This window comes from Blastochloris tepida (assembly GCF_003966715.1).
Taxonomy (GTDB): Bacteria; Pseudomonadota; Alphaproteobacteria; order Rhizobiales; family Xanthobacteraceae; genus Blastochloris; species Blastochloris tepida.
In genome coordinates this window covers 462,556-479,324 of record NZ_AP018907.1, presented here as the reverse complement: position 1 = coordinate 479,324, position 16,769 = coordinate 462,556, and the positions used below count along the sequence as shown (strand labels likewise).

Genomic DNA, 16,769 nt, shown 5'->3' with positions numbered 1-16,769 from the left:
AGATCTCGACATGACCATCAAGTTCCGCTTCGCGGCCCCGCTCGCCCTGGCGCTCGGCCTGGCCGTCTCGTCCCTGGGTGTCTCCTCCCTGCCGGCGAAGGCGGCGGGCGGCGACACGCCGCACCTGCAGGAGTGGTCGTTCGCCGGCTTCTTCGGCCAGTACGACAAGGACCAGCTCCGGCGCGGCTTCAAGGTGTTCCAGACCGTCTGCGTCTCCTGCCACACCCTCGAGAAGGTGGCGTTCCGCAACCTCGCCGAACCGGGCGGGCCGGAACTGCCGCTGGAGGAGGTGCAGCAGATCGCCGCCGGCTGGCCGATCCAGGTCAAGGACATCAACGACAAGGGCGACCCGATCGAGCGCGCCCCGCGTCTCGCCGACCGCTTCCCCTCGCAGTATGCGAACGAAGCAGCGGCCCGCGTCATGCACAATGGCGCGCTGCCGCCGGACCAGTCGGTGATCGCCAAGGCCCGCACCTTCGAGCGCGGCTTCCCCAACTGGGTCACCGACATCTTCACCCAGTACAATGAGAACGGCGTCGACTACATCGTCGCTCTGCTCAACGGCTACGAGGATGCGCCGGAAGGCTTCAAGGTGCCGGACGGCTCGTTCTACAACAAGTACTTCCCCGGCCACATCATCGGCATGGCGCCGCCGCTGGCCGACGGCCTCGTCACCTATGGCGACGGCACGCCGGAAACCCAGCTCCAGTACTCCAAGGACGTTGCGGCATTCCTGATGTGGGCGGCCGAGCCCTCGCTCGACGTGCGCAAGCGGCTCGGCTGGTACGTGCTGGGCTTCCTGGTGATCTTCGCCGGCCTGCTCTATGCCACCAAATGGACGGTGTGGCGGCAGGTGAAGGGCCACGCCTGATGCGCGGCCGTTCGGCGCCGCGCTGCTGATCGAACCGAGACGGAGGGGCCCGGCGACGGGCCCCTTTTTTCTGTTGTTGCGGAGTAGTTCACATGACCAAAGCCGTGCTGGGGATCATTGGCGGTTCGGGCATCTACGACCTGCCCGGACTGGAGGGCGTCGAGGAGATCGACATCCGCAGTCCGTGGGGCACGCCGTCCTCAAGGCTCAAGCGCGGGCGCATCGGCACGACCGAGATCGTGTTCCTGTCGCGCCACGACGTCGGCCACCGCCTGTCGCCGACCGACATCGACTACCGGGCCAATATCGACTGCCTGAAGCGCGCCGGCGTCACCGACCTCGTGTCGCTGTCGGCCTGCGGCTCGTTCAAGGAAGAGCTGGCGCCGGGCACCTTCGTGCTGGTCGACCAGTTCGTCGACCGCACCACGCGCCGCGCCTCCTCGTTCTTCGGCCGCGGCTGCGTCGCCCATGTCTCGATGGCCCATCCGGTGGCGCCGAAGCTGGTGGAGCGCGTCGCCGCCGCCGCCGCCGCCGAGGGCATCGCGGCGGTGAAGGGCGGCACCTATGTGTGCATGGAGGGGCCGCAGTTCTCCACGCTGGCCGAGAGCCTCAGCTACAAGGCCGCCGGCTATGACGTGATCGGCATGACCAACATGCCCGAGGCCAAGCTCGCCCGCGAGGCCGAGATCTCGTATGCCAGCGTGTGCATGGTCACCGACTACGACTGCTGGCACCCCGACCACGACGCCGTCACCGTCACCGACATCATCCGCGTGCTGACCGAGAACGCCGAGAAGGCGAAGCGGCTGGCCGGGCGGCTGGCGCGCGACTTCCCGGCCGAGCACGAGCGCTGCCCGATCGGCTCCGACCGGGCGCTCGACCACGCCATCATCACCGCGCCCGACGCCCGCGATCCGCTGCTGCTCGGCAAGCTCGACGCGGTGGCCGGGCGCGTGCTGAAGAGCGCGTGAGACGAAGACACAAGACGGGGGCGTGCCGCGCGCGGCGGCACCGACACGACGAGGGGGACCCAGCATGAATCTCAAGGATTCGATCCGCACCATTCCCGACTATCCCAAGCCGGGCATCCTGTTTCGCGACATCACCACGCTGCTCGGCAGCGCCAAGGCGTTCCGCCAGGCGGTCGACGAGCTGGTGCAGCCCTGGGCCGGCGACAAGATCGACAAGGTGGCGGGCATCGAGGCGCGCGGCTTCATCATCGGCGGCGCGGTGGCCCACCAGCTCTCGGCCGGCTTCGTGCCGATCCGCAAGAAGGGCAAGCTTCCGCACCAGACCGTGCGCATGGCCTACGCCCTCGAATACGGCACCGACGAGATGGAGATGCACGTCGATGCGGTGATCGCCGGCGAGCGGGTGATCCTGGTCGACGACCTGATCGCCACCGGCGGCACGGCGGCCGGCGCCGTCAACCTGCTGCGCAACATGGGCGCCAATGTCGTGGCGGCGTGCTTCATCGTCGACCTGCCCGACCTCGGCGGCCGCCAGAAGCTCGAGGCGCTCGACGTGCCGGTGCGCACGCTCACCGCCTTCGAGGGGCACTGAGACGCGCATCGTAGGGCGCAATAGCGAAGCGTATTGCGCCGCTCCCACACGCCGACCCGGCATCCCGGTCTTGGCGGAATACGCTACGCTATTCCGCCCTACCGCGCTCGGCCGGGATGACGAGGCCCCCGCTGTCGTCCCGGGCAAGCGGCGAAGCCGCGCGAGCAACTGTCATGCGGTTTTGGGGTCTCGCCAGGGTTTGTTGTCTCGAATCATGGCGTTGAGGATGGTCAGGAGCTTTCTGGCGATGGCGATGAGGGCGACCTTGGCGGGTTTTCCGCGGGCTTTGAGGTCGGCGTAGAGCTGTTTGGCCCACGGGTTCCAGTGGATGGCGGCGAAGGCGGCGAGATAGCAGGCGCGCTTGAGCGCGCGGCGTCCGGCCTCGATATGGGCCGGCCGCCGCGCTTTGCCGCTGTCGTTGCGATAGGGTGCGCAGCCGCCGATGGCACCGGCTTGGCGGGGGGTGAACCGGCCGAGTTCGGGAGCTTCTGCGAGCAGGACGCGGGCCGTCTTGGTGGCGATCCCCGGCACCGAGGTGATGATCTTGGCCTTGGCGTCCATCGCCGGATCGGCGGCGATCAACGCCTCGATGGCCTGTTCGGCCGCGGCGACGGTCTCGCGCAGGGCGGCGATTTCGGCATCGAGCCGGGCGGTGATGGCCGCCAGGGTGGGGTGGGCCTTGCGGTTCTCGAGGCGGCGGATGTCGGCCTCGGCGCGGGTGATTTCGCGCACCCAGGCGGTCAGGTCGCTCTGCGCTTGCGAGGGCTCCGGGAACGGCCGGCAGGGGTGATGCAGCATGAAGGCGCGGATGATGCGGGCGTCGAGCGGATCGCTCTTGGCGCGCTGGCCGCAGGCCTTGGCGAACTGGCGGCAGCGCCAGCTGTCGACCTGCAGCACGGTGAGGCCGGCCTCGCGCAGCACCGCGACCGCCAGGCGTTCATAGCCGCCGGTCGGCTCCAGGCCGGCGGTGGTGAGCCCGGCCTTCACCAGGCGCCTGGCCAAGCGCTGGAGAGCCGCGGGGGTGTTATCGACGCGCTCGACCTTGGTGTCGTCGAAGGCGATGTCGAGCCAGTCCTTGGAGACATCGATGCCCACAAGGTGGGTGGCAAGCGGCGTCGGGTGTGGCAGCATGGCAAGCATCCCAGGCTTGGAAGCGGGGTCAAAAGCCCCGTGCAACTGTTCGGGTTGGCTTGGGACGGACGGCCGCTTCTGCTCGCGACGGCCTCGAAGGCTCACCCGGGACACGGCGTGCCGCCCGCACCGGCTCGGGGTGGCCACCCCGAGCCGGTGCACCCATCAAAGCACAGTTCGCCGTTCCAACCCGGGACCGTGCGCCGGAAGGGGGCGTCCCTTTTCCGGAAAACGATCCCGGCTCTCGGCTCACGCCTCGGCCGGGATGACAAAGCCCCGCTGTCGTCCCGGGCAAGGGCCGCAGGCCCGCGACCCGGGACCGTGCGCCGGAAGGGGGCGTCCCTTTCCGGAAAACGATCCCGGCTCTCGGCTCACGCCTCGGCCGGGATGACGATGCCCCGCTGTCGTCCCGGGCAAGCGGCAAAGCCGCGCGACCCGGGACCGTGCGCCGGAAATGGGCCCTTTTCCGGAGGACGATCCCGGCTCTCGCTGACGCTCGGCCGGGATGACGAAGCCCCCGCTGTCGTCCCGGGCAAGCGGCAAAGCCGCGCGACCCGGGACCGCGCGCCGGAAGTTGTCCCTCCTCCGGAAAACGATCCCGGCTCTCGCTCACGCTCGGCCGGGATGACAAAGCCCAAGCGACAACGCGCCCTCGCCCGCGCGCCGGCGGTTCAAATTGCCGCAGCGACACCTGACGCAACGCCGGGAACCGGCCCTTCCACGACACGTTGACCGTCCAGATGACCCAGGCCGAGCCTGTGTTGCCCCCTGGCCGGCGCACCCGTGCGCGGGCCGCCAACTCGATGTCGCCATCGAGCTGACCAACACGAGGTGCCCATGCGAATTGCCCAGATCGCGCCGCTGATGGAAAGCGTTCCGCCGCGTCTCTATGGCGGCACCGAGCGCGTCGTCCACTATCTCACCGAAGCCCTGGTCGATCTCGGACACGAGGTGACGCTGTTCGCCAGCGGCGACTCGATCACCCGCGCCGAACTCGTGGCGTGCACGCGCGAGGGCCTGCGGCATGCGTCCAACGTCAAGGATCCGCTGCCGCACGCCATGCTGATGCTCGACCGCGTGCGCGCCCGCGCGCCCGGCTTCGACATCCTGCATTTCCACACCGAGGTGCTGCACTTCCCGCTGTTCAACGACCAGCCGCGCCGCACGGTGACGACTTTGCACGGCCGCCAGGATCTGCCGGATCTCGCCGCGCTCTATCGCGGCTTCCCCGACATGCCGCTTGTCGCCGTCTCCGAGCACCAGCGCGCGCCGATCCCCGACGCCAATGTCGTCGCCACCGTCCATCACGGCCTGCCGAAGGATCTGTTCGCGCCGACCTTCGAGCCGCGCGGCGGCTATCTCGCCTTCGTCGGCCGCATGTCGCCGGAGAAGGGGCCGCTCGCCGCCATCCGGTTGGCGCGCGAGCTCGGCCTGCCGCTGCGCATGGCCGCCAAGATCGACAAGGCCGACGAGAGCTATTTCCGCGAGGTGGTGCGGCCCGAGATCGCCTATGACGGCGGCATCGAGTTCGTCGGCGAGATCAGCGACCGCGACAAGGCACGCTTCATCGGCGAGGCGCAGGCGCTGCTGTTCCCGGTCGACCGCTCCGAGCCGTTCGGGCTGGTGATGATCGAGGCCATGGCCTGCGCCACGCCGCTCCTGGCGTTCCGCGTCGGCTCGGTGCCCGAGGTGATCGAGGACGGCATCACCGGCCGCATCGTCACCGAGTTCGAGGAGGCGCTGCTGGCGCTGCCCGAGGTGGTGGCGCTCGACCGCCGGCGCATCCGCGCCCGCTTCGAGGCCCGCTTCACCGCCGAGCGCATGGCCAGCGACTATCTCGAAATCTACCGCGCCCTCGGGCGCGCGGCGCGCCTGCCCGCCCCCGCCCACCTCGAAGCCGCGTGGCCGCCGCCCGCGGTGGCGGCGCGGCCCAACGAGGTGCATGCGCCCTGACCTACCCCTTCTCCGCGGCGCCTCTCCTGGCTCCGCGGAGAAGCAGGCTTGAAGCCATCATCCTTGCTTTCTCCATCCTTGCTTTCTCCGCCCGCTTGGGCGAGGTGAGCGCCATGCTCACCATCGACTCCATCACGCTGCGCGTCGCGGGCCGGGTGCTCCTGGAGAACGCCTCGGCCCAGATCCCGACCGGCGGCCATGTCGGGCTGGTCGGCCGCAACGGTGCCGGCAAGACCACGCTGTTCCGCGCCATCTGCGGCGAGCACCCGACCGACACCGGCCGCATCGCGCTGCCGCCGCGCGCCCGCATCGGCCGGGTGGCGCAGGAGGCGCCTTCCGGCCCCGAGGCACTGATCGACGTGGTGCTGGCGGCCGATGTCGAGCGCGCCGCGCTGATGGCCGAGAGCGCGACCGCCACCGACCCCCACCGCATCGCCGAGATCGAGACGCGGCTCGCCGACATCGGCGCCCACTCCGCCCCGGCGCGCGCGGCGCGCATCCTCGCCGGCCTGGGGTTCGACGAGGCGGCGCAGCAGCGCCCGTGCTCGGACTTCTCCGGCGGCTGGCGCATGCGCGTGGCGCTCGCCGCCGTGCTGTTCGCCGAGCCGGACCTGCTGCTGCTCGACGAGCCGACCAACTATCTCGACCTCGAAGGCACGCTGTGGCTGCAGGACTATCTCGCCCGCTATCCCCACACCGTCGTCATCATCAGCCATGACCGCGACCTGCTCGATCAGGCGGTCGACTGGACGCTGCATCTCGGCGAAGGGCGCCTCACGCTGTGGCGCGGCGGCTATTCGGCGTTCGAGCGCCAGCGCGCCGAGAAGCAGATGCTCGACGCCAGGATGAAGAAGCGCCAGGAGGCCCAGCGCAAGCACCTGCAGGCCTTCGTCGACCGCTTCCGCTACAAGGCGACCAAGGCGCGCCAGGCGCAGTCGCGCCTGAAGATGCTGGAGAGACTGGCGCCGCTGGCGGTGGCGGTGAACGAGGAGTCGGTGCCGATCGTCATTCCGGCGCCGGCCCGCCTGCCCTCGCCGCCGATCCTGGCGCTCGATCAGGTCTCGGTCGGCTACGCGCCCGAGAAGCCGGTGCTGCGCAGCCTCGATCTGCGTATCGACACCGACGACCGCATCGCGCTGCTCGGCTCCAACGGCAACGGCAAGTCGACGCTGGCCAAGCTGATCACCGGGCGCCTTGCCCCGCTGTCAGGCCGCATGACGGTCGCCGACAAGCTGGAGATCGCCTATTTCGCCCAGCACCAGCTCGACGAGCTCAGGCCCAAGGAGAGCCCCTACCAGCACGTGCGCACGCTGATGCCAATGGCGGCCGAATCCGACGTGCGCGCCCGCACCGCCCAGATCGGCTTCTCCGGCGAGCGCGCCGACACGCCCGTGGAGAAGCTGTCTGGCGGCGAGAAGGCGCGGCTGCTGCTCGGGCTCGCCACCTTCCGCAAGCCGCATCTTCTGGTGCTCGACGAGCCGACCAACCATCTCGACGTCGATGCCCGCGACGCGCTGGCCAACGCCATCAACGACTTTCCCGGCGCGGTGATCCTGATCTCGCACGACCGCCATTTGATCGCCGCCACCGTCGACCGGCTGTGGCTGGTCGCCGACGGCACGGTGACCAATTTCGACGGCGACCTCGACGACTATCGCAAGCTGGTGCTGTCGCGCGCCGCGGGCGACGCCGCGCCGAAGCAGGCGGCCGACAAGGGCCCGTCGCGGGCGGAGGAGCGGCGCTCGGCGGCCGAGCGGCGCTCGGCGGCGGCCCCCATCAAGAAGCGCGTCACCGCGGCGGAGAAGGAGATCGCCGCGCGCGAGACCGAGATCGCCGAGATCGACGCGACGCTGGCGAACGGCGACATCTACACGCGCGATCCGGCCAAAGCGGCGAAGCTGTCGAAGCGCCGGGCGGATGCCGCGACCGCGCTTGCCGCCGCCGAGGAAGCGTGGCTGGAGGCCACCGCCGAATACGAGGCGGCGATCAGCGGGTGACACGCGCAGCGCGGCCGGGGGGAGTGTCGCTCAAGGGTGGAATAGCGAAGCGTATTCCACCCACCACTCCGGGGCCGCGTCATCCCGGACGGCGCGCAGCGCCGAGCCGGGATCGTCCTCAAGAAAAGACACCCCATCCTGCGCACGGTCCCGGGTCGCGCGCGCTGTGCGCGCTTGCCCGGGACGACAGCCTCGGCCTCGTCATCCCGGGCGAGCAAAGCGAGCAACTGTCATGCGGTTTTGGGGTCTCGCCAGGGTTTGTTGTCTCGAATCATGGCGTTGAGGATGGTCAGGAGCTTTCGAGCGATGGCGATGAGGGCGACCTTGGCGGGTTTTCCGCGGGCTTTGAGGTCGGCGTAGAGCTGTTTGGCCCACGGGTTCCAGTGGATGGCGGCGAAGGCGGCGAGATAGCAGGCGCGCTTGAGCGCGCGGCGTCCGGCCTCGATATGGGCCGGCCGCCGCGCTTTGCCGCTGTCGTTGCGATAGGGTGCGCAGCCGCCGATGGCACCGGCTTGGCGGGGGGTGAACCGGCCGAGTTCGGGAGCTTCTGCGAGCAGGACGCGGGCCGTCTTGTTGGCGATCCCCGGCACCGAGGTGATGATCTTGGCCTTGGCGTCCATCGCCGGATCGGCGGCGATCAACGCCTCGATGGCCTGTTCGGCCGCGGCGACGGTCTCGCGCAGGGCGGCGATTTCGGCATCGAGCCGGGCGGTGATGGCCGCCAGGGTGGGGTGGGCCTTGCGGTTCTCGAGGCGGCGGATGTCGGCCTCGGCGCGGGTGATTTCGCGCACCCAGGCGGTCAGGTCGCTCTGCGCTTGCGAGGGCTCCGGGAACGGCCGGCAGGGGTGATGCAGCATGAAGGCGCGGATGATGCGGGCGTCGAGCGGATCGCTCTTGGCGCGCTGGCCGCAGGCCTTGGCGAACTGGCGGCAGCGCCAGCTGTCGACCTGCAGCACGGTGAGGCCGGCCTCGCGCAGCACCGCGACCGCCAGGCGTTCATAGCCGCCGGTCGGCTCCAGGCCGGCGGTGGTGAGCCCGGCCTTCACCAGGCGCCTGGCCAAGCGCTGGAGAGCCGCGGGGGTGTTATCGACGCGCTCGACCTTGGTGTCGTCGAAGGCGATGTCGAGCCAGTCCTTGGAGACATCGATGCCCACAAGGTGGGTGGCAAGCGGCGTCGGGTGTGGCAGCATGGCAAGCATCCCAGGCTTGGAAGCGGGGTCAAAAGCCCCGTGCAACTGTTCGGGTTGGCTTGGGACGGACGGCCGCTTCTGCTCGCGACGGCCTCGAAGGCTCACCCGGGACACGGCGTGCCGCCCGCACCGGCTCGGGGTGGCCACCCCGAGCCGGTGCACCCATCAAAGCACAGTTCGCCGTTCCAACCCGGGATCGTCGTCCGGAAAAGCCCCCCTTCCGGAACCTACGGTATTCATGGTTCTGAATCGCCTGGGCCGAGAGAGATCGAGCCGAAACGCGATCTCTTTCGGCGTGACTTGCGCCTGCGGCGTCTGGCACAAGCCCGCCGTCGTCATGGCCGGGCTTGTCCCGGCCATCCACGTCTTTGTTTTCAAATAGGTTTTCAAGACGTGGATGCCCGCGACAAGCGCGGGCATGACGAGTTCAATCCTGCGGCCCCCGGTGACTGCCGATCCACCGCGTTCTCGATGAGACATCCGCAGCCTGTCCATTAAGCCATTGATGGCTCAGCACAGAATCAGATCCGTGAACGCCGTAGCTTCCGGAACACGGTCCCGGGTCGCGCGCGCTGTGCGCGCTTGCCCGGGACGACAAGCCCCTGATGCCCGGAACGACCAAGCCCGCTCAATGCCTCGGCGCCGGCTTGCCCTTCTTCTTCTCCGGCTCGGGCGCGGCCTCCACCGATTTCAGGCGGCCGGCCTCGAAGCGGTAGATGCCCGGCCGGGCGCCGGCGGTCGAGACCATCGTCACCACCCGCACGCCCTGGGCGTCGCCGATCTCGACCCGGTCGAACGGCCCGACGAGCCGCACCACCTCGCACTCGGTGAGGCCGAAATCGAGCTTGCTCGGCGCATTGCCCTCGGCCGCCTCGCCGCAAGCCCCCTCGGCGCTGACCAGCTCGCCGGGCGGCACCGGCCCGCTGCCGCCCGCGGCCCCCGCGCCGCGCGCCGGCACGGTGCCCTCCCCGGCGCAGCCGGCGAGCAGCACGGCCGCCACGACAGCCAAACCCGAAAAAGAAACCGACCCGAAACGAACCGTCATTGCCGTCCGACCCGTATTGAGAATTGCCGCCCAGTCGGGCGGCCGGCAGGTTTGCGCCAATCGGCTCACCGCTGCAACCTCAGCCCTTGCGCTCCCAGCGGCCGGCCTCGTCCTGGCGCCAATAGGTCACCTCGTGGCCGGCGGCCTTCAGCGCCGTCCAGCGGCCGCGGGCGCTCGCGACCGCCTCGTCGTCATTGCCGTCGAACAGGAAGACCGCCCGCGCATAGGGCGCATAGGCGGCGGGATCGTCGAGCTCGGCGCCGTCGACCAGGAAGCGCACGCTCGCGCCATTGGGGTTGGTGGGGGCGGTGGTGAGCAGGATCGGCTGGTCGGCGGCGTCGCGGTCGCCGGCCGGGCCGTGCGGCAGGAAGCTCTCGTCGTCATAGGTCCACAGATGGGCATCGAGCGCCGCCACCCGCTCGGCGGAGGCCGCCTGCACCACCACTCGCCAGCCGCGCTCCAGGCACTTGGCCAAGAGCGGCGGCAGCACCTGCTCCAGGGTGCGCCGCTGCAGATGGTAGAACAGAACCTCGGTCATCCGGCCTCGCCCCTCCGTCCCGCCGACGATCACCCCTCCTCGTAGACGTCGGCGATCAGCCGGTCGAGCAGGCGCACGCCCCAGCCCGGGCCCCAGCTCTTGTTGATGTCGCTGGCCGGCGCGCCCATGCCGGTGCCGGCGATGTCGAGATGCGCCCACGGCGTGCCGTCGACGAAGCGCTGCAGGAACTGCGCGGCGGTGATCGAGCCGGCATTGCGGCCGCCGGTGTTCTTCATGTCGGCGAACTTGGAGTCGATCAGCTTGTCGTAATCGCTGCCGAGCGGCATGCGCCACACTCGCTCGCCGGTGGCGAGGCCGGCGGCGGTGAGCTTGTCGGCCAGCGTGTCGTCATTGGTGAACAGGCCGGCATGCTCGTGGCCGAGCGCCACCAGGATGGCGCCGGTCAGCGTGGCGAGGTCGATGATCGCGGCCGGCTTGAAGCGGTCCTTGACGTACCACAGCGCGTCGGCCAGCACGAGCCGGCCCTCGGCGTCGGTGTTGATGATCTCGATGGTCTGGCCCGACATCGACTTGACGATGTCGCCGGGCCGCTGCGCCTCGGCGTCGGGCATGTTCTCGACGAGGCCGATCACCCCCACCGCGTCGACCTTGGCCTTGCGCGCGGCCAGCGCGTGCATCAGGCCGACGACGCAGGCGGCGCCCGCCATGTCGCCCTTCATCTCCTCCATGCTCGCCGCCGGCTTGATCGAGATGCCGCCGGAATCGAACGTCACGCCCTTGCCGACGAAGGCGACCGGCTTGCTCTCGTGCTGTTTGTTCTCACCTTGCTTGCCCTCGCCCTGCGTACCCTTCCAGCGCATCACTACGAGGCGCGCCTCGTGCTGCGAGCCCTGGGCGACGCCGAGCAGCGCGTTCATGCCGAGCTTCTTCATCGCCTTGGGGTCGAGCACCTCGACCTCGACGCCGAGCTTGGACAGCGCCTCGGCGCGGTGGGCGAACTCCGGCGGATGCAGCACGTTCGGCGGCTCGTTGACGAGGTCGCGGGCGAGGATGACGCCGTTCGCCACCGGCTCCTTGGCCCGCCACGCCTTCTTGGCGGCGCCGTCATCGGCGCAGACCAGATTGATGCGGGCCCGGCTCGTCCCCTCCTCCTCCTCGTCCTCCTTCTTCTTGGTCTTGTAGCGGTCGAAGGCATAGGCGCGCAGCGTCAGACCGAGTGCGAACTCGGCGATGTCGGCTGGCGTGAACTCGCCGCCCGGCCGCTCCAGCACCACCGTCACCTCCCTGGCGGCGGCCGGCAGCTTGCCCATCACCGCGCCGCCGAGCTTGAGCAGGTCGGCTGGCTTCAGCTCCGCCACGGCACCGAGCCCCACCACGATCAGCCGCTCGGCGGCGAGGCCCGCCGGCGCCAGCACGTCGAGCGTCGCCGCGAGCTTGCCCTTGAAGCGGGCGGCGGTGGCGGCCCGCGCGATCAGGCCCGCCGCCGGCTCCAGCGCGGCGCGGGCGGCCGGCCCGGTCTCCAGGCGGTCGTCGACGAACACGACGAGAATGCCGTCCTCGGCGGCAGCCGGCGGCTTGGCGAAGGTGATCTTGGGCATATGCGACATGGAACGCTCCAGCGGGGAATCCCTAAGCAATACGGCGCAGTGTGCCGAAATGGCAACAGGTGCGGAAAAGCGTTGCCGCAGGCGGAACCGCCGCCCCGCTGGCGCCTCAAACGCGCTCTAATCGGCGCAGATTCAGGACCGAAGGGTGACCGCGTTGAGGCTGGGACTGCACCGCATCGAGCTCTACGTGCTGCGGATGACCAGCTCGGCGTTCGTGATGGTTCTCGTCACCCTCACCGGCGTCATCTGGGTCACCCAGGCGTTGCGCGAGTTCGATCTGCTCACCTCCAAGGGGCAGACGGTGATCGTGTTCTTCGTCGTCACCGGCCTGTCGCTGCCGCTGCTGTTCCTGGTGATCGCGCCGATCGCGCTGTTTCTGGCGGTCATCTTCACCTACAACCGGCTGGGCTCGGACTCCGAGCTGATCGTGATGACCTCGGCCGGCATGTCGCCGACGCACGTGGTGCGGCCGATCGTGCTGCTGGCCTGCGCGGTGGCGGTGGTGGTGGGGGCGATGAGCATCCACCTCGCCCCGGCCTCCATGCGCCTGCTGCGCCAGGAGATCACCAAGATCCGCGCCGACGTGGTGGCCAACATCGTCCAGCCGGGCCGCTTCACCTCGGTGGAGAAGAACCTCACCTTCCACATCCGCGCCCGTCAGGCCAATGGCGAGCTGCGCGGCCTGCTGGTCGCCGACCGGCGCGACCCCAACCAGGAGATGATCTATCTGGCCGAGCGCGGCCAGATCATCGATTCGGGGGACGGCATGTTCCTGGTCCTGCAGGACGGCAGCCTGCAGCGCCGCACCAAGAAGGACCAGGATACCTCGATCGTGTTCTTCGAGCGCTACGCCTTCGACCTGTCGCAGTTCTCCGGCGAGCCGGCGGCAATTCATTATAAACCACGTGAGCGCACACTCTCGGACCTGATGTCCCCCGATCCGGCCGATCCGTACTTCCAGATGCAGCCCGGACGGTTCCGGTCGGAGATTCACGAGCGGCTGACGGCTCCGCTCTACCCGTTGGCGTTTGTGATGTGTGCGTTCGCGTTTCTCGGACAGGCCCGCTCGACCCGCGAGGGACGCAGCGCCGCGGCGGTGGCCGCGGTGGCCGCCACCGGCGTGCTGCGGCTCCTCGGGTTCGCCGTCACCGGCCTGACCGTGCGCTCGGCGGCCTTCGTGCCGCTGATGTACCTGCTGCCGATCTCGGCCATCGCGCTGGGCTATCTCGCCGGCTCCGGCCGGCTGGAGGTCGCCGGCGCCTCCGCCCTCGACCGGATCGGCAGCGCGGTGTCCAGCCAGCTCGGGCGGCTCATCCGCCCGATGCGGGCGTGAGGGGGCGCGCATGATCGGCCGCACCCTCGGCATCTATTTCGCGCGGCGCTTCATGGAAGCGCTGATCATGGTGTTCCTGGGGTCGGCGCTGCTGATCGCGGTGGTCGATTTCGTCGAGATGCTGCGGCGGACCGGCGACACGCCGAAGGCCACCGTGCTGCTGTTGGCCCAGCTCACGCTGTCGCGCGTGCCCTCGCTGGTCGAGCAGATGCTGCCCTTCGCCATCCTGTTCGCGGCGATGGGCAGCTTCCTGATGCTGTCGCGCCGGCTGGAACTGGTGGTCACCCGCGCCGCCGGCGTGTCGGTGTGGCAGTTCACCTTCCCGGCGGTGGCCTGCAGCCTCGCGGTGGGGCTGTTCGCCACCGTCCTCTACAACCCGGTGGCGGCGGCGCTGAAGGAGCACGCCAGCACGCTGGAGGCCGACATCTTCGGCGGCCGCTCGCTGTTCTTCCAGGGCGGCGGCGAGGGCGACATCTGGCTGCGCCAGTCGAGCGAATCGGGCCCGGCGATCCTCAATGCCAAGGCGGCGGCCGAGTACGGGCGCCGCCTCACCGGCGTCATCGTGCTGACGCTGGATGCCAACGGCCAGCTGCAGGAGCGCATCGAGGCCGCCACCGCCCGCCTCGAGGACCGCGCCTGGATTCTCGAAACGGTGCGAATCTTCTCCGCCACCACGCAGCCGCGCAGCCTCGACACCTACCGGCTCGCCACCACCCTGACCGCAGATCAGGTGCGCGATTCGCTCTCCAAGGCCGATTCGGTGTCGTTCTGGGATCTGCCCGACGCCATCGTCGCCGCCCGCGAGGCCGGCCTGTCGCCTGCGCGCTTCCAGCTTCAGTATCAGAGCCTTATGGCTAGGCCTCTGCTGTTCCTGGCAATGGTGATGATCGCCGCCGCGGTGAGCCTCAGGTTCTTCCGGATCGGCGGGATCGCCCCGATGATTCTGAGTGGCGTGGTCGCCGGCTTTCTGCTTTATGTCGGCTCCGAACTCGCTGAAGATCTCGCTTCGGCGGGAATGATTGGTGTTGTGCCTGCGGCCTGGGGTCCGGCCGCAGCGACGGTGTTGCTGGGCTTCATGGTGCTGCTTCAGCAGGAGGATGGGTGATGACGGATCGGGGTCGACCGCCGCATCCCTCCGGAGGAACCGGCACCGAAGCCGGTCTGGCGCTGGTGCGCACGCTCCTGCTCGGCACGGCCGCGGGCGCGCTCGCGCTCGCCTCGAGCGGCGCGCTCGCGCCGGCGCAGGCCCAGTCGCGCGGACCTGCGATCGGCACCGGGCTGGAGGCGCCGCGCCTGCAGGCCGGCAAGGAGATGCTCGTCACCGCCGACGAGCTGCAATACGACTACCAGAACGACCGCGTCTCGGCCGTCGGCCACGTCCAGATCTACAATGACGGCTCGGTGCTCGAGGCCGACCGCGTCACCTATGACCGCCGCGCCAACAAGATGTACGGCGAGGGCAACGTCCGCCTGAAGAGCAAGTCCGGCGACGTCGTCTATGCCGAGCGGCTGGAGCTGACCCAGGACTTCAAGGAAGGCTTCGTCCAGTCGCTGCGCCTGGAAGGCGCCGACCGGACCCATTTCGCCGCCGCCAGCGCCGACCGCCGCGAAGGCGACGTGACGGTGCTGCGCTCCGGCGTCTACACCGCCTGCGAGCCCTGCAAGGAAGACCCCAAGAAGCCCGTCGCCTGGCAGGTCAAGGCCGCCCGCATCATCCACAAGGAGGGTGAGCGGATGGTCTATTACGAGAACGCCACGGTCGAGATGTTCGGCCTGCCGATCGCGTGGTTCCCGTACTTCTCGCATCCCGACCCGACGGTGAAGCGCAAGTCCGGCTTCCTGATGCCGGAGCTCTCACAGAGCACCAAGTTCGGCTTCTCCGCCGGCATTCCCTATTATTGGGCGCTGGCGCCGGACTACGACGTCACCCTGACGCCGACCATCACCACCGAGCAGGGCCTGCTGATGCAGGCCGAGTGGCGTCAGCGCCTGATCAACGGCGCCTACACCATCCGCGCCGCCGGCATCCACCAGGAGGATCTGAGCGTCTTCGTCCGCAGCGACGGCTCCACCACACCCGGCTACCGCGAAGACCGCGGCATGATCGAGTCGCACGGCGAATTCTGGCTCAACGATCGCTGGCGGTGGGGCTGGGACGCCGCCATGCTGTCGGACAAGACGTTCCTGCAGGACTACGACCTCGACAAGCACACGGTCTTCTCGTTCGGTCAGAAGGAAATCCGCTCGCAGGTCTTCATCACCGGCCTGGGCGACCGCAGCTTCTTCGACGCCCGTTCGGTCTATTACATGGGCCTGTCGGAGTACGACATTCAGAAGCAGCTGCCGATCACCCACCCGATCATCGACTACAACTACGTCTTCCTGCCGCCGGTGTGGGGCGGCGAGGCCGGCTTCAACGTCAACGTCGCCAGCATGTCGCGCACGCAGGCCGACCTCGACGGCATCAACGGCTCCGACTGCTCGGCGCTGTCGACCGACGTCAGCCGCAACAATTGCGTGATGCGCGGCGCGCCGGGCACCTATTCGCGCCTGTCGGCCGACATGTACTGGAAGAAGCGGCTGATCGAGCCGACCACCGGGCAGGTGGTGACGCCGTTCCTGATGGTGCGCGGCGACGCCGGCTGGCGCGATGCGCCGACCTACGACTACTCCACCGAGTTCGTCAGCAGCGACAACCAGATGGTCTCGCGCGGCATGGCGGCGGCCGGCCTCGAATACCGCTGGCCGTTCATCGCCGTGCAGTCCTGGGGCACCCAGACGCTGGAGCCGATCGCCCAGGTCATCGTCCGCCCGAACGAGAGCCAGATCGGCAAGCTGCCGAACGAGGACGCCCAGAGCCTGGTGTTCGACGACACCAACCTGTTCGAGATCAACAAGTATTCCGGCTATGACCGGGTCGAGGGCGGCGGCCGCGTCAATGCCGGCCTGCAGTACACCGCCCAGCTCAACGGCGCCGGCACCGTCAACGCCCTGTTCGGCCAGTCCTATCACCTGTTCGGCCTGAACTCGTTCGCCCAGGCCGACATGGCCAATACCGGCCTCGACTCCGGCCTCGACACCACGCGCTCGGACTATGTGGCGCGCCTCACCTACCAGCCGGACAGCGTCTACACATTGTCGTCGCACTACCGTTTCGCCGAGACGGATTTCGAGGTGCGCCGGTTCGAGCTGCAGGGCGGCGCCAAGTACGAGCGGCTCAATCTGGCGGCGCTCTATGGGCGCTACGCCCCGCAGCCGCTGCTCGGCTACACCGATTGGCGCGAGGCGGTGGTCGGCTCGACCGGGCTGAAGATCAGCAGCAACTGGTCGGTCAGCGCCGCGGTGCGCTACGATTTGATCAACGAGAAGATCGACACCACCAATTTCGGCATCAAGTATCTCGACGACTGCTTCGGCCTCAGCGTCAACTACGTGACCGACTATACCGAGAGCGGCAACGCCGAGAACGTGCACAAGGTTCTGTTCAAGATCGACCTGCGCACGCTGGGCGAAGGCGGCTTCTCGACCAATGTGGGGTCGCTGACCCCGTAACTGCCGCAATCTGGTGGAACAGAGGGGT

Annotated in this window: 14 protein-coding genes; 8 read left to right on the top strand and 6 right to left on the bottom strand. The window is 69.1% G+C overall.

Annotated features, from left to right (window positions below):
* Positions 1-10: 10 nt before the first annotated feature.
* The 3 genes from BLTE_RS02140 (at position 11) to BLTE_RS02130 (ending at position 2,434) form a co-directional block, all read left to right on the top strand.
* Positions 11-871 carry a cytochrome c1 gene (locus BLTE_RS02140; protein WP_126397172.1) on the top strand — a complete coding sequence of 287 codons (861 nt, stop codon included), beginning with the start codon at positions 11-13 and terminating at the stop codon, positions 869-871.
* 92 nt (positions 872-963) lie between these two features.
* Entirely contained in the window at positions 964-1,842 is an 879-nt protein-coding gene (locus BLTE_RS02135; RefSeq protein WP_126397170.1) for an S-methyl-5'-thioadenosine phosphorylase, read from the top strand.
* A 64-nt stretch (positions 1,843-1,906) separates the two neighbouring features.
* Positions 1,907-2,434, top strand: coding sequence for an adenine phosphoribosyltransferase (locus BLTE_RS02130; RefSeq protein WP_126397168.1), 528 nt, complete (start codon positions 1,907-1,909; stop codon positions 2,432-2,434).
* A 171-nt stretch (positions 2,435-2,605) separates the two neighbouring features.
* On the opposite strand, the gene BLTE_RS02125 is transcribed toward BLTE_RS02130, so the two are convergent.
* Positions 2,606-3,574, bottom strand: coding sequence for an IS110 family RNA-guided transposase (locus BLTE_RS02125; protein WP_126397166.1), 969 nt, complete (start codon positions 3,572-3,574; stop codon positions 2,606-2,608).
* A gap of 828 nt (positions 3,575-4,402) precedes the next feature.
* Here BLTE_RS02125 and BLTE_RS02120 point away from each other — a divergent pair.
* Both BLTE_RS02120 and BLTE_RS02115 read left to right on the top strand, forming a co-directional pair.
* Entirely contained in the window at positions 4,403-5,518 is a 1,116-nt protein-coding gene (locus tag BLTE_RS02120) for a glycosyltransferase family 4 protein (protein ID WP_126397164.1), read from the top strand.
* Positions 5,519-5,631: 113 nt separating this feature from the next.
* Complete coding sequence (locus tag BLTE_RS02115; protein ID WP_126397162.1) at positions 5,632-7,515, top strand: ABC-F family ATP-binding cassette domain-containing protein; 1,884 nt, start codon at positions 5,632-5,634, stop codon at positions 7,513-7,515.
* A 230-nt stretch (positions 7,516-7,745) separates the two neighbouring features.
* Here BLTE_RS02115 and BLTE_RS02110 read toward each other — a convergent pair whose 3' ends face one another.
* From BLTE_RS02110 to BLTE_RS02090, 5 genes are all read right to left on the bottom strand, one after another.
* A complete protein-coding gene (locus BLTE_RS02110) occupies positions 7,746-8,714 on the bottom strand; it encodes an IS110 family RNA-guided transposase (RefSeq protein ID WP_126396710.1) in 969 nt (322 codons plus the stop codon).
* A gap of 156 nt (positions 8,715-8,870) precedes the next feature.
* Complete coding sequence (locus BLTE_RS02105; RefSeq protein WP_126397160.1) at positions 8,871-9,125, bottom strand: hypothetical protein; 255 nt, start codon at positions 9,123-9,125, stop codon at positions 8,871-8,873.
* 208 nt (positions 9,126-9,333) lie between these two features.
* Positions 9,334-9,705 (bottom strand): hypothetical protein, encoded by a 372-nt coding sequence (locus BLTE_RS02100; RefSeq protein WP_126397158.1) that lies wholly within the window; start codon positions 9,703-9,705, stop codon positions 9,334-9,336.
* 124 nt (positions 9,706-9,829) lie between these two features.
* Positions 9,830-10,288 carry a DNA polymerase III subunit chi gene (locus BLTE_RS02095; RefSeq protein ID WP_126397156.1) on the bottom strand — a complete coding sequence of 153 codons (459 nt, stop codon included), beginning with the start codon at positions 10,286-10,288 and terminating at the stop codon, positions 9,830-9,832.
* Between the two features lie 29 nt (positions 10,289-10,317).
* Positions 10,318-11,856: a leucyl aminopeptidase gene (locus tag BLTE_RS02090; RefSeq protein ID WP_126397154.1), complete on the bottom strand. Its 1,539-nt coding sequence runs from the start codon at positions 11,854-11,856 to the stop codon at positions 10,318-10,320.
* Between the two features lie 145 nt (positions 11,857-12,001).
* Here BLTE_RS02090 and lptF point away from each other — a divergent pair, with 145 nt between their 5' ends.
* The 3 genes from lptF to BLTE_RS02075 are packed head-to-tail and all read left to right on the top strand — an operon-like array spanning position 12,002 to position 16,741.
* Positions 12,002-13,189, top strand: coding sequence for an LPS export ABC transporter permease LptF (gene lptF, locus BLTE_RS02085; RefSeq protein WP_126397152.1), 1,188 nt, complete (start codon positions 12,002-12,004; stop codon positions 13,187-13,189).
* Between the two features lie 10 nt (positions 13,190-13,199).
* Complete coding sequence (gene lptG, locus BLTE_RS02080) at positions 13,200-14,294, top strand: LPS export ABC transporter permease LptG (protein WP_126397150.1); 1,095 nt, start codon at positions 13,200-13,202, stop codon at positions 14,292-14,294.
* Positions 14,294-16,741, top strand: a complete 2,448-nt coding sequence (locus BLTE_RS02075; RefSeq protein ID WP_126397148.1) for an LPS-assembly protein LptD — start codon at positions 14,294-14,296, stop codon at positions 16,739-16,741. Before lptG ends, BLTE_RS02075 begins: the two co-directional genes overlap by 1 nt.
* Positions 16,742-16,769 lie beyond the last annotated feature (28 nt).